Annotated in this window: 18 protein-coding genes and 1 pseudogene; 13 read left to right on the top strand and 6 right to left on the bottom strand. The window is 68.6% G+C overall.

What is annotated here, in order from left to right:
• Positions 1-390: 390 nt before the first annotated feature.
• Positions 391-1,626: an MFS transporter gene (locus BO39_RS26430; RefSeq protein ID WP_043839405.1), complete on the top strand. Its 1,236-nt coding sequence runs from the start codon at positions 391-393 to the stop codon at positions 1,624-1,626.
• 564 nt (positions 1,627-2,190) lie between these two features.
• Here BO39_RS26430 and BO39_RS30525 read toward each other — a convergent pair.
• A complete protein-coding gene (locus tag BO39_RS30525; RefSeq protein WP_052402812.1) occupies positions 2,191-2,988 on the bottom strand; it encodes a GntR family transcriptional regulator in 798 nt (265 codons plus the stop codon).
• A gap of 90 nt (positions 2,989-3,078) precedes the next feature.
• On the opposite strand from BO39_RS30525, the gene BO39_RS26420 reads away from it, so the two are divergent.
• From BO39_RS26420 to BO39_RS26395, 6 genes are read left to right on the top strand one after another with little or no spacing between them, the layout of a single operon-like run.
• On the top strand, positions 3,079-4,086 hold the full coding sequence (locus tag BO39_RS26420; RefSeq protein WP_052402810.1) for a Bug family tripartite tricarboxylate transporter substrate binding protein: 1,008 nt from the start codon (positions 3,079-3,081) through the stop codon (positions 4,084-4,086).
• Positions 4,087-4,123: 37 nt separating this feature from the next.
• The gene (locus BO39_RS26415; protein WP_052402814.1) at positions 4,124-5,026 is read left to right on the top strand and encodes an isocitrate lyase/PEP mutase family protein; all 903 of its coding nucleotides are present in this window, start codon (positions 4,124-4,126) and stop codon (positions 5,024-5,026) included.
• Between the two features lie 9 nt (positions 5,027-5,035).
• A complete protein-coding gene (leuC, locus tag BO39_RS26410; protein ID WP_043839404.1) occupies positions 5,036-6,439 on the top strand; it encodes a 3-isopropylmalate dehydratase large subunit in 1,404 nt (467 codons plus the stop codon).
• Positions 6,436-7,050, top strand: coding sequence for a 3-isopropylmalate dehydratase small subunit (leuD, locus tag BO39_RS26405; protein ID WP_043839403.1), 615 nt, complete (start codon positions 6,436-6,438; stop codon positions 7,048-7,050). The genes leuC and leuD overlap by 4 nt, the downstream gene beginning before the upstream one ends.
• Positions 7,051-7,082: 32 nt before the next feature.
• Positions 7,083-8,525, top strand: a complete 1,443-nt coding sequence (locus tag BO39_RS26400) for an MmgE/PrpD family protein (protein WP_043839401.1) — start codon at positions 7,083-7,085, stop codon at positions 8,523-8,525.
• Between the two features lie 26 nt (positions 8,526-8,551).
• Entirely contained in the window at positions 8,552-9,532 is a 981-nt protein-coding gene (locus BO39_RS26395; RefSeq protein WP_052402809.1) for a Bug family tripartite tricarboxylate transporter substrate binding protein, read from the top strand.
• Positions 9,533-9,851: 319 nt separating this feature from the next.
• On the opposite strand, the pseudogene BO39_RS33155 reads toward BO39_RS26395, so the two are convergent.
• Both BO39_RS33155 and BO39_RS33150 read right to left on the bottom strand, forming a co-directional pair.
• Positions 9,852-10,594, bottom strand: a pseudogene (locus BO39_RS33155) (transposase family protein); the annotation flags it as partial.
• Positions 10,595-10,687: 93 nt separating this feature from the next.
• Positions 10,688-10,903, bottom strand: a complete 216-nt coding sequence (locus tag BO39_RS33150; RefSeq protein WP_211257571.1) for a GntR family transcriptional regulator — start codon at positions 10,901-10,903, stop codon at positions 10,688-10,690.
• A gap of 68 nt (positions 10,904-10,971) precedes the next feature.
• Between BO39_RS33150 and BO39_RS26380 the strand changes: the two genes are divergently transcribed.
• From BO39_RS26380 to BO39_RS30515, 3 genes are all read left to right on the top strand, one after another.
• Entirely contained in the window at positions 10,972-11,985 is a 1,014-nt protein-coding gene (locus BO39_RS26380; RefSeq protein WP_052402804.1) for a threonine ammonia-lyase, read from the top strand.
• Positions 11,986-12,139: 154 nt separating this feature from the next.
• Entirely contained in the window at positions 12,140-12,598 is a 459-nt protein-coding gene (locus BO39_RS35050; protein WP_052402801.1) for a recombinase family protein, read from the top strand.
• Positions 12,599-13,052: 454 nt separating this feature from the next.
• Positions 13,053-15,968, top strand: coding sequence for a PAS domain S-box protein (locus BO39_RS30515; protein WP_052402799.1), 2,916 nt, complete (start codon positions 13,053-13,055; stop codon positions 15,966-15,968).
• 461 nt (positions 15,969-16,429) lie between these two features.
• Here the strand turns inward: BO39_RS30515 and BO39_RS26365 are convergent, their stop codons facing one another.
• Together BO39_RS26365 and BO39_RS26360 are read right to left on the bottom strand one after the other, a co-directional pair.
• The gene (locus tag BO39_RS26365) at positions 16,430-16,660 is read right to left on the bottom strand and encodes a hypothetical protein (RefSeq protein WP_043839397.1); all 231 of its coding nucleotides are present in this window, start codon (positions 16,658-16,660) and stop codon (positions 16,430-16,432) included.
• Between the two features lie 10 nt (positions 16,661-16,670).
• Positions 16,671-17,579 (bottom strand): LysR family transcriptional regulator, encoded by a 909-nt coding sequence (locus tag BO39_RS26360; RefSeq protein ID WP_043839395.1) that lies wholly within the window; start codon positions 17,577-17,579, stop codon positions 16,671-16,673.
• Positions 17,580-17,694: 115 nt separating this feature from the next.
• Here BO39_RS26360 and BO39_RS26355 point away from each other — a divergent pair, with 115 nt between their 5' ends.
• The 3 genes from BO39_RS26355 to BO39_RS26345 all read left to right on the top strand — a co-directional run bounded on the left by BO39_RS26355 (position 17,695) and on the right by BO39_RS26345 (position 19,411).
• A complete protein-coding gene (locus tag BO39_RS26355) occupies positions 17,695-18,495 on the top strand; it encodes a type 1 glutamine amidotransferase domain-containing protein (protein WP_043839394.1) in 801 nt (266 codons plus the stop codon).
• Between the two features lie 70 nt (positions 18,496-18,565).
• The gene (locus tag BO39_RS26350; RefSeq protein ID WP_052402796.1) at positions 18,566-18,901 is read left to right on the top strand and encodes a putative quinol monooxygenase; all 336 of its coding nucleotides are present in this window, start codon (positions 18,566-18,568) and stop codon (positions 18,899-18,901) included.
• Between the two features lie 39 nt (positions 18,902-18,940).
• On the top strand, positions 18,941-19,411 hold the full coding sequence (locus BO39_RS26345) for an alpha/beta fold hydrolase (RefSeq protein ID WP_211257570.1): 471 nt from the start codon (positions 18,941-18,943) through the stop codon (positions 19,409-19,411).
• A gap of 546 nt (positions 19,412-19,957) precedes the next feature.
• On the opposite strand, the gene BO39_RS26340 is transcribed toward BO39_RS26345, so the two are convergent.
• Positions 19,958-20,197, bottom strand: coding sequence for a hypothetical protein (locus BO39_RS26340; RefSeq protein WP_043839392.1), 240 nt, complete (start codon positions 20,195-20,197; stop codon positions 19,958-19,960).
• Positions 20,198-20,298: the final 101 nt, after the last annotated feature.

Below are 20,298 nucleotides of genomic sequence, written 5' to 3'. Positions count from 1 at the left end.
ATGGAACAACTCGCCGCGGCCGCCTAGGCCGTAACCCGTGTCCACTCAAACAGGGGAAGGTCAGGTCCTCGCTGCAGCAGCCCGCGAACTCGAGCACCCCGGCGATCTCTTCCTGCTTGCGACACTTGACCATCCGTCAGTCCCTACCGACAGATGAGAAGAACGCTGGCGCAACATCACTCAGCGATCCCCCTTGCTGCGGCCGCTCCGCGCGGCCTTACTCACGCCGCCCTGCTTGCCCTTGCCGCTCCCACCACCGGCACGAGCGTCCTTTGGATTGGCCTTGCCGCCAGTGGCGCTCTTGCTTTCTGCTCCTTCGCACAGCCGGCTCTGAAACGCGGGAATGTCAGGCCGGTTAGCTTGGCGGAACTCTGCTCCGGGAGGCAACATATGCAACAGGAGCGGCGCGCCGAACGCGCCCTGGACGCGCTGAGCTTCTTTGTCTCCGATGCCCGGTACGGGCTTGGTGCCTTCCTCGGCGTTTACCTGATGACCGAGCACGGATGGGACGCGGGGAGCATCGGCGCGGCCATCGCCATTGGCGGCCTCACCGGGCTGATCTCCCAGGCGCCGATGGGTGCGCTTGTGGATGCCGTACGAGCCAAGCGTGCCCTGATTGCCTGCGCGGCCGTCATCGTCACCGTGACCTGCCTCGTGGTCCCCCTCGCACCTCAGTTCTGGTCGGTTGCGGTAGCCGGCTTGGTTGGCGCACTGGCCGGTGTAACTATCGGGCCAACGCTTGCGGCCATTTCGCTCGGGGTGGTCGGTCCGGCTCGCTTCGCCCGGCGGGCAGGTAGGAACGAGTCCCTGTTCCACTTGGGAGATGGGGCCGTCAGCTTGGCCATCCTGCTCACGGCACCCTTGTTCGGCAGTAAGGTGCTGTTCTGGTCCATGGCGTTCACCCTGGTGGCCACGCTGGCCGCAGCCGCAGCAGTGCCCGCCCGCGCCATCGACCACGATGTCGCTCGGGGGTTGCTGCCCGGTGAGGCGGGGCTTGTGGCTAGGTCCTCTGCTTGGCGCGTCCTACTGCAATCCCGCCCACTGCTGATCTTCGCTGCCTGCGGAGCCCTGTTCCACCTCGCCAATGGGTCCATGCTCATGCTGGTCTCGCAGAAGCTCGCACAGCAAAACCTCGGGCAGGGGATCGCCCTCACGGCAGCCTCCGCCATCGCAGCGCAGTTGGTGATGGTGCCGACGGCGGCGCTCGCCGGAGTGCGGGCGGATGCTTGGGGGCGTAAGCCGCTTATCCTCGCCGCCTTTGTTGCACTAGCGCTGCGTGGGGCGCTCTATACCCTGTCTGACAACACCGCCTGGTTGATCGGTGTCCAGCTGCTGGACGGTGTCGGCGCAGGACTCATGGGTGCCCTCTTCCCGGTCGTCGTAGCCGACCTGACACGTGGCACCGGGCATTTCGCGGCTGCCCAGGGCGTTGTGGGCACGGTGCAGGGTATCGGCGGTGTCGTCAGCTTGGCAGTGGCCGGCCAGCTGGTAGTCCATGTCGGCTATGACGTGACCTTCTTTACCTTGGCCGCTGTCGCAGCCACTGGCGCCGTCGTGTTCTGGCTGGCGATGCCTGAAACCAGGAACGCCGCGGCAGCAGCAAACGTTAGCCGCTCCGTCGTTTAGCCTGCGGCTTAGTTTTGTTCCTCGAAGTGTTGCCTAACCCAGCTGGGCCGGCGGCTCGGCTGGTAGGGAGTGAGGCGACATAACCATTGTCGGGTTGGCGAAGGGTACAGTGAAGGCTTGGGCATGAAGCGTGCGCTTGTCCGACAACGACAATCGCTCAGGCAACAGCAACATCAACTTCGGATCAAAGAAGAAATTAGAGGCAATACGATTACAGGGCGCTAAACCTTGTAGACTAAATCACCCAAGTCCCAAGCTTCGGAGACAATGGCCTCTCCGAAGAGGCAAAACGGCACTCGGTCCGCACTCGAAGTATCAAGCTATATGCGGAAAATGAGGCCAGAACACACGGAGAAGCGCGATCCCAGCCCGCCAGAGAAAAGTCGTCTCGTGGAAAGTTGGAGCAGCGAGAGGAACTGGAGGCGAACATTCTCTGGAGGCAATGCGATGTTAGGCTCCAAGGTAAGGCGCACACAGTCCAGTACCGCTTTGGGGATAGGCCAGCTCTGGCATGTTTGTTCGGGATGGCTGTGGCCTGGAGGCGGAAGGCGGTCCTAGTCGCGTTCATTCGTCGGGGTAGGTATTGATCTCGACTGCACCGGGTATCGCCTCCTCGATGCTGAGCTGCCCCCCCTTGCCGGCTGGGCCGGAGATAAGCCGCATGCTGAAGCGGTCCCATCGCCAGTGCCCGGATAGAAGGTGCAGCGGGTGGCCCGCCGCATCGCGCGAGAGCCGCTCCGTCCGGAAGGTCGGCTCGCCCGGACGCATCCCTAGCAGGGGCGCGACGGCACGGGGGCAAGGGGCTGCTCCCATCTGCCGCTCGGTCGAGGCAGGCACGTGTCCGGCAGCGCCGAGTGCGTCGTAGAGGGAGCTGCTCTCCAGGGTCCGCCGGTTGAGCAGTGCCCCGACCGGGGCGGGCAGGTGGCTCACCGTGTGGAACACAGGCGCGCCGTCCTGGTGGCGAAGTCGCTCGATCCGCAGCATTTGGTCGCCCTCCTCGATCCCAAGGGCGCGCGCGATCGCGCCGTCGGCCAGGCGCCACTCGAAGGCCAGCAGCCGGACCTCGGTGCCGCGGACGAAGCGGAGCGGATTCGTCGCGTCCTCGAAGGCCGCGATCACCTGGATGAGGCGCGGCTCGGCGACGCGGGCGGGACGGCCGGGGCTGCGTGCGATCAGCCCCTCCTGAGCCAGCGCGTCCATCGCCCGACGTACGGTGATGCGGGAGACGCCGTATTGCGCGCCCAACTCCTTCTCGCTCGGAAGGGCGGAGCCGACGGGTAGGGCGCCCGCGCGGATCTCCGCTCGCAGACCGTCCAGCACACGGCGGTAGAGGGGGAGTTCGGGAGAGGGATCGGAATTCATGAGGACGATCGCCGACGACCTATCATAACAGGTTTCGTAGGTAGCATGATAGGTTCATCATGCGTGATGAAGATAAAGGAGGAAGCGGCAATGCCGGAAGCCGGGGACCTGCGCGCGGTCCGCGAGCGGGGCGGGATGACCCGCCGTTCGCTCCTTCTTGCCGCGTCCACCCTCCCGGCAGCAGGGCCGGTGCGGGCCGCGCGCGACGACGCGCCGCTGCGCCTAGTAATCCCCTATGCTCCCGGCGGTGGGACCGACGTCTTCGGGCGGCTGCTCGCTGAGGTACTGTCCGGCCAGCTCGACCAGCCCGTCATCGTCGAGAACCGCGCAGGCGCCAATGGCATCATCGGTTCCGAGGCGGTGATGCGCGCGGCGCCCAACGGTCAAACCCTGCTGATCGCTGTCAGCACGCATGTTCTCAATCGCTACGTGATGGCGCCGCTTCCCTTCGACCCGCTGAAGGACTTCACGCCGGTCGCCCGTCTCTGCCGCACGGCGAGCGTCCTCGTCACCGGGGCGCGCTCCCCCTTCCGGAGCGTGGACGACGTGCTCAGCCGCGCGCGGGCGGAGCCGGGCACGGTGAGCATCGGCTATTCCGAGGCCTCTACTGCCTATGCCGGCTACATGCTGGCGCAGCGCACGGGCACGAGCCTCATCGCGGTGCCCTATCGCGGCGGCGCGCCGCTCATGACGGACCTGCTCGCAGGCAACCTGATGATAGCGGTGACCAGCACCGGCTCCGCCGCTGCCCATCTGCGCGCCGGCACGGCCCGCGCCCTCGGCGTCACGCCCGGGGAGCGGATGCCGACGCTGCCGGACGTGCCCACCATCGCGGAGCAGGGTGTGCCCGGCTTCGACCATGCCGGCTGGTACGGGCTTTTCGGCCCGGCCCGCCTGCCGGCCGCGATGGCGGAGCGCCTGGCGGCCGCCGTTTCCGCGTCCATGGCGACACAGCCGCTCCGTGCCCGGCTCGAGGAGCTGGGCGGCGCGCTGGACGTGCTGCCGCCCGCGGCCTTCGCCGCCTTCCTTGCCGAAGATGACCGCCGCTGGGGCGAAGCCGACCGCGCCGGATCCTTGCGCAGCATGCGGGATCTTTGAGCCCGCCATGACGAATGGAACCGAGAGGGAGCCGATCATGACGCCCACCGCCAAGCTCCGCGCGCTGCTCGCCGGCCCCGGCATGGTCCGCGCGCCCGGTGTGTACGACGGCATCACCGCCAGGCTCGCCGCGCAGGCCGGGTTTCCCGCCCTCTACATGACGGGGGCCGGCACATCCGCATCCCGCGGCTTCCCCGACTTCGGCCTGCTGACCATGAGCGAGATGGCGGGAAACGGCGAGGTCATTGCCCGCTCCGTGGACGTGCCGGTGATCGCCGATGCTGATACGGGCTACGGTAACGAGTTGAACGTCACCCGCACCATCCGGGAATATGAGAGGGCGGGGCTGGCGGGGCTGCATCTGGAGGACCAGGGCTTCCCGAAGAAATGCGGCCACCTCGACGACAAGGAAATCATCCCGCGCGAGGACTACGTGGCCAAGATCCGTGCGGCCGTCGCCGCGCGGCGCGACCCGAACTTCCTCATCATCGCCCGCACCGACGCCCGCGCGGTCATCGGGCTGGAGGAGGCGGTGGCGCGCGTGAACCTCGCGCTCGAGGCCGGTGCCGACATGGCCTTCGTCGAGGCCGCGCGAACGGTGGAGGAACTGGCGGCCATCCCGCGCATGGTTCGCGGGCCGTGCCTCCTGAACGTGGTGCGCGGCGGCAAAACGCCCGACCTCTCGATGGGGGAGGCGGAGGCGATGGGCTATCGTATCGCGATTCTGCCGAGCCTTCTGCTCAGTGCCGTGGTGGGAGCCTGTGACGAGGCGCTGCGGGTGCTGCGGGAGACGGACACGCCACCGTCCTCTGCGGGCGTGCCTTCCGTCCGCGAGCGCTTCCGCCGCTGGGGGGCCGACGAGTGGGACGCATTGCGGACCTGCTTCCGCGACCCTGTCCTGGCGGCCGAGCCCGCGCCCGCCCCGGTGCCGGCGAAATAGGGGCGGACCATGCCCTCCACCCTTCTCGACAAGCTCTGGAACCCGCATGCCGTCGCCGATCTTGGCGATGGCTGGTCGCTGCTGCACGTCGACCGCATCCTCATGCACGACCTCTCGGGCTGGCGGGCGATGGAGGAGATGCGCGAGCGGGGGCTGGCCGTCCGCGCGCCGGCCCTGACCTTCGCCACACCCGACCACGCGGTCTCCACCGTGCCGGGCCGCACCGGCGACGAGCCCGGCCCCGGCCTGCGGTTGCGCGCCGGCCTGCGCGACGGGGCTGCGCGCAACGGCATCCCGTTCTTCGACCTTGGCCAGGTCGGGCAGGGGATCGTGCATGTCATGGGGCCGGAGATGGGCATCGTGCTGCCGGGCGCGACATTGGTGTGCGGGGACAGCCATACCTGCACCAATGGCGGGCTCGGCGCGCTCGCCTTCGGTATCGGCTCCTCGGAGCTGGTGCATGCGCTGGCGACGCAGGTGCTGCGCCAGCGCAAGCCGCGCGCCATGCGGGTGCGATTCGAGGGCGTTCCCGGGCCGGGCGTGACGCCGAAGGACCTCATCCTGCACCTGATCGGCCGCATCGGTGCCGATGCCGCCACCGGCCATGCCATCGAGTTCGCCGGCGCGGCGATCCGGGCGATGAGAATCGAGGGCCGGATGACGGTTTGCAACATGGCAATCGAGCTCGGCGCCAAGATGGGCTTCGTCGCGCCCGACGAGACCACCTTCGCCTATCTCGCGGGCCGCCCCTTCGCTCCGTCCGGCGCGATGTGGGACCGCGCCCTGGCGCATTGGCGCACTCTGTCGAGCGATGCGGATGCCGCCTTCGACTGCGAGGAGGTCGTGGACGCCGCCGCCGTGGCGCCCACGGTGAGCTGGGGCACGAGCCCCGAGCACGCCATTCCCGTGGACGCCGCCATCCCCCGGCCGGAGGCGGCGCCGGATGCCGAACGCCGCGCCGCCTGGGCAGCGGCCCTCGACTACATGGGGCTGGAGCCAGGCCGCCCGATCGCCGGCACGAAGGTGGACTGGGTCTTCATCGGCTCCTGCACCAACTCGCGCATCGGCGACCTGCGCGCGGCGGCCGAGGTGGCGCGCGGCCGAAGGGTGGCGCCGGAGGTCCGCGCCTGGGTCGTCCCCGGCTCCGAGGCGGTGAAGCGCGAGGCGGAGGCAGAGGGGCTGCACGAGGTCTTCCTGCGCGCGGGCTTTGAGTGGCGCGAGCCCGGATGCTCCCTCTGCGTGGCCGCGAACGGGGAGCGCGTGCCGGCCGGCGCGCGCTGCGCCTCGACCTCCAACCGCAACTTCGTGGGGCGGCAGGGAGAGGGGGCGCGCACGCATCTGATGGGGCCGGCGATGGCCGCCGCGGCCGCGGTGACCGGCGCGATCACCGACGTGCGGGAGCTGGCGGCATGACCCCCTTCACCACCGTCACGGGCCCCGCCGCGCCCCTGATCCGCCCAAACATCGACACGGATGTCATCATTCCCATACGGCGCCTGACCGGCACGGCCCGCGAGACGCTGGGGAGGTGGGCCTTCGAGCCGCTGCGCTACTGTCCGGACGGGTCGGAGAACCCCGACTTCGTCCTCAACCAGGCCCCGTTCCGCGGCGCGCCGATCCTGATCGCCGGCGCCAACTTCGGCTGCGGTTCCTCGCGCGAGGGGGCGGTCTGGGCCCTGATGGGCATGGGCCTGCGCTGCGTGATCGCCGAGGGCTTCGGCGACATCTTCACCGGCAACTGCTTCCAGAACGGCATGCTGCCGGTGGTGCTGCCCGCGGCGCAGTTGGAGGCGCTGGCCCGGCAGGCCGGGTCGGGCGCGCCCGTCACCGTGGACCTCGCGGCGCAGCACGTTGTGCCGCCGGTGGGCGAGCCCATGCCGTTCCGGACTGCCCCGCTACGGCGGGAGGCGCTGCTGGAGGGGCTCGACGAGCTGGGCCAGACGCGGAAGCGCGAGCCGGAGATCGCGGCCTGGCAGGCGCGCGACAGGGCGGCGCGGCCCTGGATCTGGCGGGACGAGGCTTAACCGCAGCGCGGCCCGAGGGAGAGAAAAGGGAAATGGACGAGACGATGCGTCGTGGGGCGACCGACCCTGCCGGCCCCACAGGGCGGCTGGCCACATGGCTGGCGGAACTGGAACTGGAGGCCGTGCCGGAGCAGGTGCGTGAACGGGCGAAGCACGTCACGCTGGACGGCATCACCTGCGCGCTGGTCGGCGCGCAACTCCCCTGGTCGCGGCGCGCGGCCGGGATCGTCACCGGCCTGGAATCCGGTGGCGTCACCCTCATCGGGCATGGGACGCGCACCTCGCCTACGGCTGCGGCGCTGCTGAACGGAACCTTCGTGCAGGGCTTCGAACTGGACGACTTCCACCCGCTGGCGCCGCTCCACTCCGCTTCGGTCGTGCTGCCAGCCCTGTTGGCCTGCGCCGAGCACCGCGGCGGTATGACGGGAGCTGACCTGCTGCGGGGCGCGTTGGCGGGCTACGAGGTCGGGCCGCGGGTCGGCCTTGCGCTGCATGGGGCGCAGATGCTGTCCCGCGGCTGGCACTCCGGCGCGGTCTTCGGGACGCATGCCGCCGCGGCGGCCGCGGGTTCCCTGCTGCGGCTGGACGCGGCGCGATTTGAGGACGCGCTCGGGCTTGCAGCGACCCAGTCCGGTGGCCTGATGGCGGCGCAGTACGAAGCGATGTCGAAACGCATGCATCACGGCTTCGCGGCGCGTGCCGGGCTTACGGCGGCCTTCTTCGCGGAGGGCGGCTATACCGGCATCAAGCGGGTCTATGAGCGGGAATACGGTGGCTTCCTCTCCACCTTCGGGGAGGGGCACGACCCTGACGCCTCCCAGGTGGCCGTGGCGCTGGGTGAGCGCTGGGAAACCGAGCGCATCGCCATCAAGCCCTATGCCGCAATGGGCGGGCTGATCGGGCCGATCGACGCCGTCCTCGCCCTGCGCGAGCGCCGCCCCTGGCGCCCGGAGGAGGTGGAGCGCATCGAGGTCTGGCTCAACCATGCCTCCTACCACCACGGCGGCTGGAAAGCCGAGCGACCGCTCACCGAGATCGGCGCGCAGATGAACCTGGCCTATGCCGTTTCGGTGGCTGCGATCGACGGCGCCGCGCTCGTGGACCAGTTCTCCGCAGAGCGCATGGGGCGCGACGATGTCTGGGCGCTGATCCCAAGGGTCGAGGCGCATCACGACCCAGCCTACGACCTGCGCGGGCCCGATGGGCGCGGCAAGTCCCGCATGAAGGTCAGCTTCCGGGACGGGCAGGTGGAGGAGATTGAAATCAACGGCCCGCGCGGCGGCCTGCGCCGGCCGCTCTCGAACGACGAAATCGTCGCGAAGTACCGCCAGCTCACTGGCCCGATCGTGGAGCCCGCGCGGCGCGAGGCGATCGAAAGAGCGGTGCTGGGCCTGGAGACGCTGGGCGACGCGGGAGCGCTGATCGCCCTTCTCGGCCCGCCTGTGGGCCAGGCGCTTGGCCGGGTGCTCGACTAGGGACGTGGGAACGAGGGAGGACAGGAATGAAAGAGCTCATCACCCCGCGTCGGGCGCTCCTTGCGCTTCCGGCCCTCACCGTCCTGCCCCGCGCGGCGCGGGCGCAGGCCGAGCTTCCGAGCGGTCCCATTCGCATGATCGTCGGCTACGCCGCTGGCGGCGGCATCGACAGCTTCGCACGCATCGCCGCGCGCGCTGCATCCGAGCGCTCGGGCCGCACCTTTGTTGTGGAGAACCGCACCGGCGCCTCTGGCACCATCGCGGCGGTCGCCGTGGCGCGCTCTGCCCCGGACGGGCGAACTATCTTCGTGGCCGACAGCGGCTCTACCACGATCACCACCGACATCATGGTCAAGCCGCCGATCGACGCGCGGCGGGAGCTTGCCCCCGTCATGCTCGCGGTCCACTCTCCGCAGGTTCTCGTCGTGCGTCCCGGGGTCGCCAACACACTTCCCGACTTGCTCGAGCGTGCGCGGCGCGAGCCGGGTCGGCTGACCTATGCCTCCGCCGGTGCCGGCAATGCCACTCATCTGATGATCGCCGACATGGCATCGCGGGCGGGCATCCAGATGACACATGTGCCTTACCGTGGTGGCGGACAGATGGCGACTTCCGTGATCGCGGGGGAGACGGACCTTTGCATGCTCAGCTTCAGTAGCGCGCTATCGCATTTGCGCGCGGGCACGCTGCGTGCCGTTGCGATCGCGGCCGAAGAACCGCTTGCCGAGCTGCCCGGCGTGCCCACCATCGCCTCGGTGGTGGGGGACGCGGCGGCGCGGCCGTTCTGGTACGGCTTCAACGTCGCCGTGGACACCCCGCCGGGGATCGTCGCGGCGCTCAACGCCACGTTCCGTGAGGCCCTGGGTGCGCCCGAGACTCGCGCAGCCCTGGAGCCGCTGGGCATTCGGGTGGTGGCTTCCACGCCCGCCGCCTATCGGGAATGGATGGAGGCCGAGACCAAGCGTCGCTCCGAGATGGCGCGGGCCGCAGGGATACTGCCGGAGTAACTGAACTGCCAGCAAGAGCGCAAAGCTGTTACGATCGGCGCTGGACGCGTTGGCATTCTGGTCCATCGCTGCAGGCACCGCTGCGCCTCCCTCTGTTTCGGGCACAACCTTGCGCGAAATAATCCAGAGCCGCCGCATCGTGCTTGAAGGGAGGGAAGACCCAGCCCTTCAAAGCTTGGCTTCACCACCGAACAGAGCGAAGCGCAGCAGCGCGGAGGTGCTTCCTTCCCGCGCCACCGCAGGGAAGGGGAGGAGGCTTGGCGCCTTCGAGCCCCACGGCCGCGCCAAAGGCCTAAGTAGTCGGCCTTAAATAACCTCTTCAGGCTGTCTGGACCGTAACCGGCTGGTAGTCCGGCTGGCCCATCGCCTGAATGAGGGCGAGCAAAAGGGCCCTGAGGTAGGCGAGGATCTTGCGGATGTTGTGCCCGCACCCGCAGAGCACGGCGTAGAGGGCATCACCGATGGTGCCCTTGAGGGCGCATCGGGCGAGGCGTCCGTCGGACTTCATGTGGCCGATCTCGGGCTCGATGGCGCTGCGTCGCTGCAGGAGCTTGCGCAAGCGTGACGTGAGGCCGCGACGCGTGCCGCTGACGAGCACCGTCGTGCCGTGGGCGCGATGGCCGCGGTAGCCACGGTCGACCACGGCAAGGGTGGGGAGTTACCCGGCATGGAGCGCATGCCAACAACAAAGCCGCCAGCAAGCGTGGTGGCGATGCTGACCTTGCAGCCGAACCTATAGCGGATGCGGGCCTTGCCCTTGGAGATGCAGTCGACCTCGGGCTCGTGCAGGGCGTAGAGCTTGCCCGCGCTCTTGGGTGTCTGCCGCAGCAGGCGGGTGACGAGCGCGATGCGTTGCTCCATCTGCCTCCGCAGCCCTCCCTCGGGGATGGCGCCGAGCTTGCGGCCGATGTCGTGCAGGACGCGTCCCGTGTAGCCCTTAAGCGTGCGCAGCGCCTTGCGCATGCGCCGGAACTGCCGGGCATGGGCGTGACGCCCAGCCTGGGCTGCCAGGCGCGGAGCCTTGCGGTTGTAGTTCTGCCGCAACCGAATGCCCGCCTCTCGAACCGGTTGGCCAGACCCGGCAGCGGCATGACGTTGCGGGTGAGGTCGATCGCGTCGGGCGCGCCCTCCTCAATCCGGAAGGACGCGGCGTCCCTATGGCCCGGCGGGCGCGCAAAGCTGCCGCGCCCGACCTCGCCCACCACCAGGCCGCGCGCCTCCAGCAGGCGCATGGCGCGACGCCGTATCGAGCGCCACGCCATGCCGGAAGGCGAGGTCGCGGTGGGTGGGTAGCCGAGCGCCCGGCAGCAGCCGGCCCTCGCGGATCTCCGCCTCCAGGATCGCGGCGATGTCCTTCGCGCCGTTGCTCATCAATGGGCCATTGTCGCTGCGACAATGCCCCGATTGCATCAATCGGCCCTCGCTTTCAAGCTTGGGGGATGAACGATATCGCCACCACCCCCTGGCACCTGGCCCCGCCCTCCTTCGAGGAGATCGAGGAGGCCGCCGGCCGGATCCGGGGCGTCCTTGTCGAAACGCCGCTCCTGGAGAGCGAGCGCCTGAACGCGCGGCTGGGCGGGCGCCTCCTGGTCAAGGCGGAGGGGCTCCAGCGCACCGGCAGCTTCAAGGCGCGGGGTGCCTGGAACCGCCTCTCGGTGCTGTCGGCGGAGGAGCGCGCGCGCGGCGTGGTCGCCTTCTCCTCGGGCAACCACGCCCAGGCGGTGGCCTGGGCCGGACGGCGCCTGGGCATTGGCACGGTGGTCATCGCCATGCCGGCGGACGCGCCCGCGGCCAAGATCGAGCGCACCCGTGGCTGGGGGGCGGAGGTGGTGCTCTACGACCGCGCCACCGAGGACCGCGAGGCGCTGGGACGCCGCTTGGCGGAGGAGCTCGGCTTGATTCTGGTGCCGCCCTATGACGACCGCCGGGTGATCGCGGGCGCGGGCACGCTCGGGCGGGAGGTGGCGCAGCAGGCTGCTGCCATGGGAGCGACGCCGGAGGCTCTGCTGGTTTGCTGCGCCGGCGGCGGCCTCACGGCCGGCTGCGCCCTGGCTCTGGAAACCCTGCTGCCCGCAGCCCGCGTTTTTGCCGTGGAGCCCGTGGGATTTGACGATACGGCGCGCAGCCTCGCCGCTGGAACCCGGCTGGGCAACGCGCCCGGCACGACCTCCATCTGCGATGCCGTGCTGGCGCCGATGCCCGGGGCGTTGACCTTCTCGATCAATGCCCCGCGCCTCGGCGGCGGCCTTGTGGTGAGCGACAGCGAAGCACTCGCCGCCATGCGCGTCGCCTTCGAGGAGTTCGGACTGGTGGTGGAACCGGGCGGCGCCGTCGCGCTCGCTGCCGCCCTGTTCGAACGCCTGCCGGTCGCTCATCGCACCGTAGCCGTCGCACTCACCGGCGCGAACGTCGACGCAGGCATATATCGGCGGGCGCTTTCCCTGGGCGACTGATAGCAATGCTGGCGAAGGTCTGCTGATGGCTCAACCCGGCCATCGGCCGCCCGGATGGACAGATCCGCTTTCCGGAGAGCGGCGATGGCATGTGGACGACCGAATTGGGCGCAGAGCGGACCTAAGGCGTGGAAGTTCAGACAGGGTTCGGCTCGTGACCGTGCTGCCTGAACGGATCACCACTCGCGCTCCTACCTTCTCGGGGCTGCTGGAGGAGGGGCTCTCCATCCGGGCCGCCGACATGCAGGGTGCGGACGACCTGATGATGCGGGTCTATGCGGCCATGGCGCAGAAGGAGCGGGAGCTCATCTCGAAGCGTACCAGGGCAGGGCTGGCGGCGGCACGGGCGAGGGGAGCGGTGCTGGGCGGGGATAGAGGGTGGAGGCCAGCAGCTCCGCCCTGTGCCGCCGCAGCCACCCAGGCGCGCCGGGAGCAGGCCACCCGCACTGCGCACCGGCTTGCGCTCGAACTGGCGACGTTGCGGGCCGAGGGCGTCGTCACGCGTCAGGCTTTGGCACGTGCGCTGACGATGAGAGGGGTGCTTACCCCGCGGGGAGCGGCGGTATGGACCCACACGACCGTGGCTCGGGTGATCGAGCGGCTCGGGGTGTAGGCGCCGATCGGTCTTGCTCGCCCTAGGGTTAGCCACCTGTATGTCCGGTTTGCCCGAAAGCGGCAGGTCGGCTTCCAAGGATTGGCCAGGAAGCAACAGACCTTGTCTCCGCGCCCGTTATGCTGCCGGGCTCAGCTTTGAACGGCTCCCTCCAGGCTTCTCGATCTAAGTACACTGAGGCCCTGGCCCTGGAGACGGCTCGGCCTTCGCGGCAGCACGATTGACGTAGCTGGGCAGCCACGCTGTAGAGGAGCCATGCTGGCCCACGAAAAGCGCGACGTATCGCTAACACCTGAGATCCGGGCTCTCCCCCAAGGTTCTATGAGACTCTGGCGCTATCGCTTCGCGACCGAGCTTACCGGCTCGGCCCAGGTATCCCTCGACGGGCGCGAGATCAGGCAGGGGGATCCGCTTCGAAGTCCTTGGCGGAAGCACTGCATTCAGGACGGCCCTTATGGCCGTTGAGGGCAGTCCGAGTGCTCGCGTGCCCGCCTTTCTCGCTGGCGGCGGCGAGATGGGCGCGCGTATGCGCGCCCACGACTGGGGGATGTCGCTGCTCGGGCCGCCCGAGCGCTGGGCGCAGCCGCTCAAGACGCTGGTCGCTGTGATGCTTGCCTCGAACCAGCCCATGTTCGTGGCTTGGGGGCCGCAACGCCTCATGCTCTACAATGACAGCTACTCGGAGATCCTCGGGCTCAAGCACCCCGCGGCGCTCGGGCAGCCCTTCGAGCAGGTGTGGTCCGAGATCTGGGACGAGCTCGAGCCCATCATGGCCCGCTGCTACGACGGCGAGCCGACCCAGATGGACGACATCACGCTGCTCATGCATCGGCACGGATATCTAGAGGAGACGCACTTCGCCTTCTCCTACACGCCTGTGCGCGATGAGGCGGGAGGGGTGACCGGGGTCTTCTGCGCCTGCGCCGAGACCACGGCGAAGGTACTGGCGGAGCGCCGGCAGGCTTTCCGGCTCGGTCTAGAGGACAAGCTGGGCGGCCTGTCCGACCCGAGGCAGGCCATGGCGGCGGCGGCCAAGGCGCTCGGGTGCCACCTGGACGCGGCGCAAGTCGGCTATGCGGAGGTCGATCGTGACGGGCACGCCACCACCGGAGGGGAGTTCCACGACGGTCGTCTCCCGGGCTTTCTGCCAGGCCGTTACCGCCTCAAGGATTACGGCACAGCCATGGCCGCTGACATGGCTGCGGGCCGGATCGTGGTTGTGCATGACGTATGGGAAGATGCCCGGACCTCATCCTCGGACATCCTCACCGCTTACACCGCGATCTCGCTGCGCGCCTTCGTCATCATCCCGCTCGTGAAGGAGGGCCGTCTGACGGCCTACCTCTACGCGGCCCACTCCGAGCCGAGACGCTGGTCCGACGAGGACGTGCTGCTCGCCCGTGAGGTGGCCGAGAGGACCTGGGCAGCGGTCGAGCAAGCGCGCGCCGAGGCGGCCCTGCGCGAGAGCGAGGGCAGGTTTAGGTTCCTTGATAGGTTAGGCCAAGTGACGGCGCACGCCACTGCGCCACGTGAGATCATGGCAGCCACGGCTGGTCTTCTTGGCGAGTACCTGCGAACCACCCGCTGCGCCTACGCCGACGTGGACGCCGACAACGACCGCTTCACCATTCGCGATGACTGGACGGACGGCGCCGCCAGCAGCGCCGGGGAGTACAGCCTGGATTTGTTCGGCTCGCGTGCGGCAGCCGAGATGCGAACCGGGCGGACGCTCATCGTACGGGACGTGGATAAGGAGTTGGCCACGGGCGATGGTGGCGCCATGTTCAACGCTATTGGAATCAAAGCGATCGTCTGCTGCCCACTCGTCAAGCGTGAGCGGCTCGTGGCAATGATGGCGGTGCACCAATCCTCCCCACGCGACTGGACGGCGGGCGAGGTGGCCCTGCTGGAGACAGTCGTCGAGCGCGCCTGGGCGCACATCGAGCGCGTTCGCGCCGAAGAGGCCCTGCGGGAGAGCGAAGCGCGGTTCCGCCTGACGGCCGATGCCGTCCCACAGATCATTTGGATCACTGATGCCGAGGGCCGGACGGAGTTCTTCAACCGGCAATGGTCCGACTACACCGGTGTACCCTACGAGCCGGCAACTGCGGCGGAGGTCGCGGCCAGTTTCGTGCATCCCGACGACGCGGCACTAACGATGGAGCGGTTCGAGGAGGCGCGACGGACGGGTGGCACATTCCTCGTCGAGCACCGCATCCGCTCGAAGGCCGGTGACTGGCGTTGGTTCCTGGTTCGGGGCGAACCCCACCGCGACCCACGGAGTAGCAGGATCACCCGCTGGTTCGGTGCCTCGGTAGACATCCACGACCGCCGGCACGCCGAGACGGCGCTGCGCGAGAGCGAAGCGCGCTGGCGGGGCCTGTTCGAACGCATGCAGGAGGGCTTCGCGCTTTGCGAGTTGATCTATGGCGCCGAGGGGCGCGCTGTGGACTACCGCCACCTTGAGCTCAACGCGGCCTGGGAGCGGCTGACCGGCGTCCCTAACGAGGCGGTCCAGGGTCGGCTCGCGAGCGAGGCCATCCCGGGCCTCGAGCCGTTCTGGCTGGAAACCTACGCGCGGGTGGTCGAGACGGGAGAGCCTGCGCACTTCGAGCACTACCTTGCAGCGTACGGGCGCTGGTTTGAGGTCACGGCCTACCGGACGGAGCCGGGGCGCTTCGCCGCGGTGTTCTCTAACGTGACGGGGCGCAGGCGAGCGGAGGAGCGGCAGGCGCTTCTGGCGCGCGAGGTGGACCACCGGGCCAAAAATACCCTGGCCGTGGTGCAAGCCGCACTCCGTCTCACCAAGGCGCCGGACCTATCAGGTTATATCCGCGCAATCGAGGGGCGCGTCGGGGCGCTCGCCCGGGCACAGACGCTGCTGGCCGACGACCGTTGGGCAGGGGCCGACCTACGGACACTGCTGCGCGGCGAGCTGGCCCCTTTTCTCGGCGCCAGCAACGGAGGCGGACCGCTGGCCGAGCTGGACGGGCCAGCGGTGGCGCTACCCGCAGGAGCCGCGCAACCGCTGGCGATGGCTGTGCACGAACTCGCCACCAATGCCCTGAAGTACGGTGCGCTCTCAGTGCCGACCGGCCGCGTTGCGGTGTCCTGGCGGCTGGAATCTGAACCCTTGGGAACCCTGCGGCTGCGGTGGGCCGAGAGAGGCGGCCCACCGGTGACAGCACCGCCGAGCCGCCGCGGCTTTGGCTCGCGAGTGCTGGAGGGCACCGTGCGGGGACAGCTCGACGGCACGTTGGTGCTTTTCTGGGACGCAGCCGGTCTAGTCTGCGACATGGACGTGCCGCTCGGGCGCGATCCGTTGCCGGGCGGAGTGGTGGGCTCGGACGCGAATATAATACCCCCCTGACCGTAGATCCGATCCAGAGCAGGTAGCGCTGGCGTTTGGAGGATTGTTAGGGGCCCGAAGCGGACCCGTGTGGCGCTTGCGGCGGCTCGGGCGCGTGGGGTGGTGCGCGGCGGAGATAGGGGATGGCTGCCACCGCCGCCGCCCTGCACCGCAGCTGCGGCCCACGCGCGCCAGGAGGAGGCTAACCGCACTGCGCACCGGCTCGCGCTGGAGGTGGAAGCCATCCAGGCAGAGGGGATCACCACGCATTTGGGGCTTGCGCGAGTGCTGACGGAGCGACGTGTACCGACACCTCGAGGAGGAGCAGTCTGGACCCACACGACCGTGGCGCGGGTCATCGAACGGCTCGGGAAGTAGCTGCCAAGTGACATGTTCGCCCTGAGCCGGTCGCCGCCTCGATGCCTGGATTTGGCCGAAAGCAGACCGGCAGGTTTCGATAGTGAAGCATGTCGTGCTGGACGCTATCCTTGCAGCGCTTGGTGACCGGCAGTGTTGATGCCGAGCCTGTCCGCCACTCGCCGCGCCGTGACCTCGCGCTGTGCGGTGATTGCCTTCACGCTGTCCCGCATAGCGGCGACGATCTCCGGCGGTGCGCTTGCCGGCGTGCCGGCGTCGAAGGGCGGCTCCGGCGCATAGACCATGTAGAGTTGTACCGCCTGCGCCGCCGCATCGCCGCGCAGCTCAGCGACCAATCGCAGACCGTCAGGGTGGCGAAGCAACCAACTGCGCCAGTTCGGCTATGAGCGACCTCAGCCAGCGGTGCGCCGGATCGTGGCGGTACCGCACATGCCAGGCCATCTCGACCGGAAAGGTTCCGAGGTCGACGGGCGATGGCAGGACCTTCAGCCGAGGGTCGTGTGCCAGCCTGCGGCAGATCAGCTCCGGCAGGGTCGCGCAGTAGTCGGTGACGGCGACCATCTCCACGACCGCGAAGAAGTTCGTGACGGAGATGGCGACCTCGCGCCGGAGCCGCTGCTCCGCCATCGCCTGGAACAGCCCTGCCCGCATGCGGCCGGGCGGAACCACGTTGACGTGCTTGAGCCGCTCAAATCCCTCGCGGGTAAGGGTGTCGCCTACCTCGGGGTGGTCCGCCCGCACCACGCAGGCGAGCCCCTCATCCATGAGGTGCTGCACGACGAGGTTATCGGGCGGATCGACGATGCGGCCGAGCACCAGCGCGGTGGTGCCGGAGGTGATGCCGGTCTCGACCAGGTCGTTGCTGTAGGGTGTCAGGCGCAGCCTAATGCCAGGAGCCACCTGCTGCAGCCGCGCGACGATCGCGGGCACCAGCACGAACTCGACGTAGCCATTTGGCGCGATGGTCAGGAGCCGCTCGGCCCTGGCGGGATCGAAGTCCTGCTGGCCGAGCACGCCGTCGTCCAGCCTCGCTAGCGCCTCGGCGATGCCGGGTGCCAGTTCCAGGGCCACCGCGGTCGGCTGGATGCCGTAGCGCTCGCGGATGAAGAGCTGGTCACGCAGCATAACCCGCAAGCGTGAGAGCGCGTTCGACAGCGCTGGCTGCGTCATGCCCAGCCGCTCCGCAGCGCGCGTGACGCTGCGCTCTTCCATGAGGGCGATGAAGATCGGCAGGAGGTTGAGGTCGTAGCGCACGACTTATAATGCGGGAGCAATATCTACAATCAAGTAGATAAAGTTCTGGAATATCTCAGCCTGAGCCAAATTCTGCCTGTCCGCAGGAGACGCGGATCGCGCAACGGAGGCTCAGATGACCAAGGGTGCAGTGCTTGTGGCCGGTTCCAACGCCACGCGGATCGAGTTGCGGGGCGGCGGCACGGCCGCGATCGGGCAGTACCTCAACGAGACGGTCGTGCCCGCGATGGCGCTGATCGAGGCCGGCTACGACGTCGTGCTCGCCACCCCGGACGGAACCAGGCCGCATATCGACGAGGCCTCGGACTCCGTGCAGCATTTCGGAGGCGACGAGGCCGCCTATGCGCGCGCCCGGCGCTTCTACGCCGACAACCCCTCGATGAACGAGGTGCGCAGGCTGCGCTCTGTGGTCGAGGACGGGCTGGACCGCTTCGCCGGCCTCTTCGTGCCCGGCGGCCATGCGCCCGTGGTGGACCTGATGCAGGACGCCGATCTCGGCACGATCCTCCGGCACTTCCATGGGGCCGGAAAGCCGACGGCGCTGCTCTGCCACGGCCCGGTCGCCATCGCCGCGGCGATGCCCCGTGCCCGCGAGTTCCGCGCCGCGCTGATCGCCGGGGACAAGGCAAAGGCGGCTGATTGCGCCCAGGGCTGGGCCTATGCGGGCTACCGGATGACGGTCTTCTCGGCCAGCGAGGAAAGGATTGCCGAGGATGCTCTCCTGCACGGTAAGCTGTACTTCGATATGCCCGAGGCGCTGCAGACCGCGGGCGGCAGGGTGAGCGTCAGTCCCGTGAACTTCGCGCCCAACGTGGTCGTCGACCGCGAGCTGATCACCGGTCAGAACCCAGGGTCGGATCATCAGCTTGCTGCCAGGCTGATCGAGGCGCTCGACCGCTTGCTTGCGGCAGCGTGAGAACGCGCATCACCGGCGGGGCGCTTCGCCCGCTCCCGCCGAACCGACCCATCGAAGAGGGAACAGCACCATGGCCAACCACGTGAAGATCATGGCGATCCTCGCCGCCCGGCCTGGGAAAGCCGCGGAGTTGCGGGCGCTGCTCGACGGGATGACGGCCGCGAGCCGCGCGGAGCCCGGCAACCTGCGCTACGACCTCTGGCAGGATCAAGCCGACCCCGCCCGGCTCGTTCTTGATGAGCTCTATGCCGACCGCGAAGCGGTGGCGGCCCACCGTGCGACCCCACACTTCCAGAATTACCTGGCAGTTATCAACGACCTCGCGGAGCGGACCGCCATCGTGCTCGACCCCGCCACCGTGGCCTGGCCCAGTCACGTAATCTCACCTCGCTCAACTCAGTCCTAGATTTCCAACGCCTTCGTGGACGCTTCGGGTTAGAGGGCCGTGTACGACATCCTGACGAAGGACGGGTACGAGGTCCTGGTTGTCCAGAACCCTACGATCACGCTGCAGGACGACGTGGCTGTCACCCGACGGGCAATTGCAAAGGCTAAGCATCCCGTCGTCCTGGTGGGTCACTCCTATGGCGGTTCAGTCATCATCGAGGCCGACAACGATCCAAAGGTCCGCAGCCTGGTTTACCTCGCGGCCTTTGCGCCGGATGGCGGAGAGGCGGTGGCCAAGCTGGCCGAGAACCCGCCCCCAGGTGAACCGCACGCGCCGCTCCTGCCACCCGACGACGGCTTCCTGATCGTCGATCCTGCCAAGTTTCCGGCCGCGTTCGCCGCCGACGTCGACGCCTCGACGCCTCGACGACCGAATTCATGGCGGTGGCGCAGGTTCCGTGGGGGCTGGACGCCGTGGGCGGTGTCGTCACCCAGGCCGCGTGGAAGTCGAAGCCCAGCTCCTTCATGATCACGACAGAGGACTGCATGGTACCGCCGACCGCTCAACGCGCGATGGCCAGGCGCGCCGGCGGCAGGACGCAGGAGGTCAGGAGCAGTCTCGCCGTGATGATGTCGTATCCGCAAGAGGTCGCGGGCTTCATCGAAGGCGCAGGTGACGCGACCCGCTAGTGTCCCGAATCTGAAGTTCGCGCTGTTTCTGCGATTAGTGGGGTGTTTCGGACGCAGAGGCGGTCGATGCTGGCAAGGATGTCGTCGGCGGACTTGGTCCAGCGGAAGGGCTTCGGGTCGGCGTTGTGGTGATCGATGAAGCGAGTGACTGCGTGAGGCAGCGTCGGCCTTCCACAGAGTGGATTCCTGCATCGCGGATGTGCGCTCGCCTGATTGCGTAGTCGAAGGCGCCCTGCCCGTCGGCTCGTGCTAGCGCTGGATGGAAGGGCCCGATTGCGGCGCTTGCCCAGGGCTGGGCTGGGCTGGGCTGGGCGCCTGCGCTGGAGGACCAAGGGCGGGCCGCATCCCGTACGGCTACCGCCGCACGAGCAGCCGTCCCCAGGTCTCAGGCAGCGTGAGGCTTGCGGCCCTTCGCCTCTGCCTCCGAGCGCTCCTTCCAGAAGGTCATGTCCGCCTCCTTGCTGAACATCACCCGAACGCCGGTGGCGCCCTTGCTCATCCGGAGGTTCCCGCCGTTCTGGGCCCGGTGCTCGGCAACCCAGCGCTTGAACGTCGGGTCCTCAGCGGAGGTCCCCGCGAACTCGAGCACTCCGGCGATCTCTTCCTGCTTGCGACGCTTGACCATTCGTCAGAACCCTACCGTTGTGTGTGAAGAACGCTGGTGTCGTGCCGCTCAGCGCTCGCCTGCTTAACGCCGTTCGAAGAGGAACGAGACGGACGACGCAG

Source organism: Roseomonas aerilata DSM 19363 (assembly GCF_000711725.1).
Classification (GTDB): domain Bacteria; phylum Pseudomonadota; class Alphaproteobacteria; order Acetobacterales; family Acetobacteraceae; genus Roseomonas; species Roseomonas aerilata.
Note: the sequence above shows the minus strand (reverse complement) of the source record. Positions and strands in the feature narration are given on the sequence as shown.

Bases quoted from the DNA above. Each gene is read 5' to 3' on its own strand.
- BO39_RS26430 (WP_043839405.1), top strand. From the start codon at position 391: ATGCAACAGGAGCGGCGCGCCGAACGCGCCCTGGACGCGCTGAGCTTC.
- BO39_RS30525 (WP_052402812.1), bottom strand. From the start codon at position 2,988: ATGAATTCCGATCCCTCTCCCGAACTCCCCCTCTACCGCCGTGTGCTG.
- BO39_RS26420 (WP_052402810.1), top strand. From the start codon at position 3,079: ATGCCGGAAGCCGGGGACCTGCGCGCGGTCCGCGAGCGGGGCGGGATG.
- BO39_RS26415 (WP_052402814.1), top strand. From the start codon at position 4,124: ATGACGCCCACCGCCAAGCTCCGCGCGCTGCTCGCCGGCCCCGGCATG.
- leuC (WP_043839404.1), top strand. From the start codon at position 5,036: ATGCCCTCCACCCTTCTCGACAAGCTCTGGAACCCGCATGCCGTCGCC.
- leuD (WP_043839403.1), top strand. From the start codon at position 6,436: ATGACCCCCTTCACCACCGTCACGGGCCCCGCCGCGCCCCTGATCCGC.
- BO39_RS26400 (WP_043839401.1), top strand. From the start codon at position 7,083: ATGGACGAGACGATGCGTCGTGGGGCGACCGACCCTGCCGGCCCCACA.
- BO39_RS26395 (WP_052402809.1), top strand. From the start codon at position 8,552: ATGAAAGAGCTCATCACCCCGCGTCGGGCGCTCCTTGCGCTTCCGGCC.
- BO39_RS33150 (WP_211257571.1), bottom strand. From the start codon at position 10,903: ATGAGCAACGGCGCGAAGGACATCGCCGCGATCCTGGAGGCGGAGATC.
- BO39_RS26380 (WP_052402804.1), top strand. From the start codon at position 10,972: ATGAACGATATCGCCACCACCCCCTGGCACCTGGCCCCGCCCTCCTTC.
- BO39_RS30515 (WP_052402799.1), top strand. From the start codon at position 13,053: ATGGCCGTTGAGGGCAGTCCGAGTGCTCGCGTGCCCGCCTTTCTCGCT.
- BO39_RS26355 (WP_043839394.1), top strand. From the start codon at position 17,695: ATGACCAAGGGTGCAGTGCTTGTGGCCGGTTCCAACGCCACGCGGATC.
- BO39_RS26350 (WP_052402796.1), top strand. From the start codon at position 18,566: ATGGCCAACCACGTGAAGATCATGGCGATCCTCGCCGCCCGGCCTGGG.
- BO39_RS26340 (WP_043839392.1), bottom strand. From the start codon at position 20,197: ATGGTCAAGCGTCGCAAGCAGGAAGAGATCGCCGGAGTGCTCGAGTTC.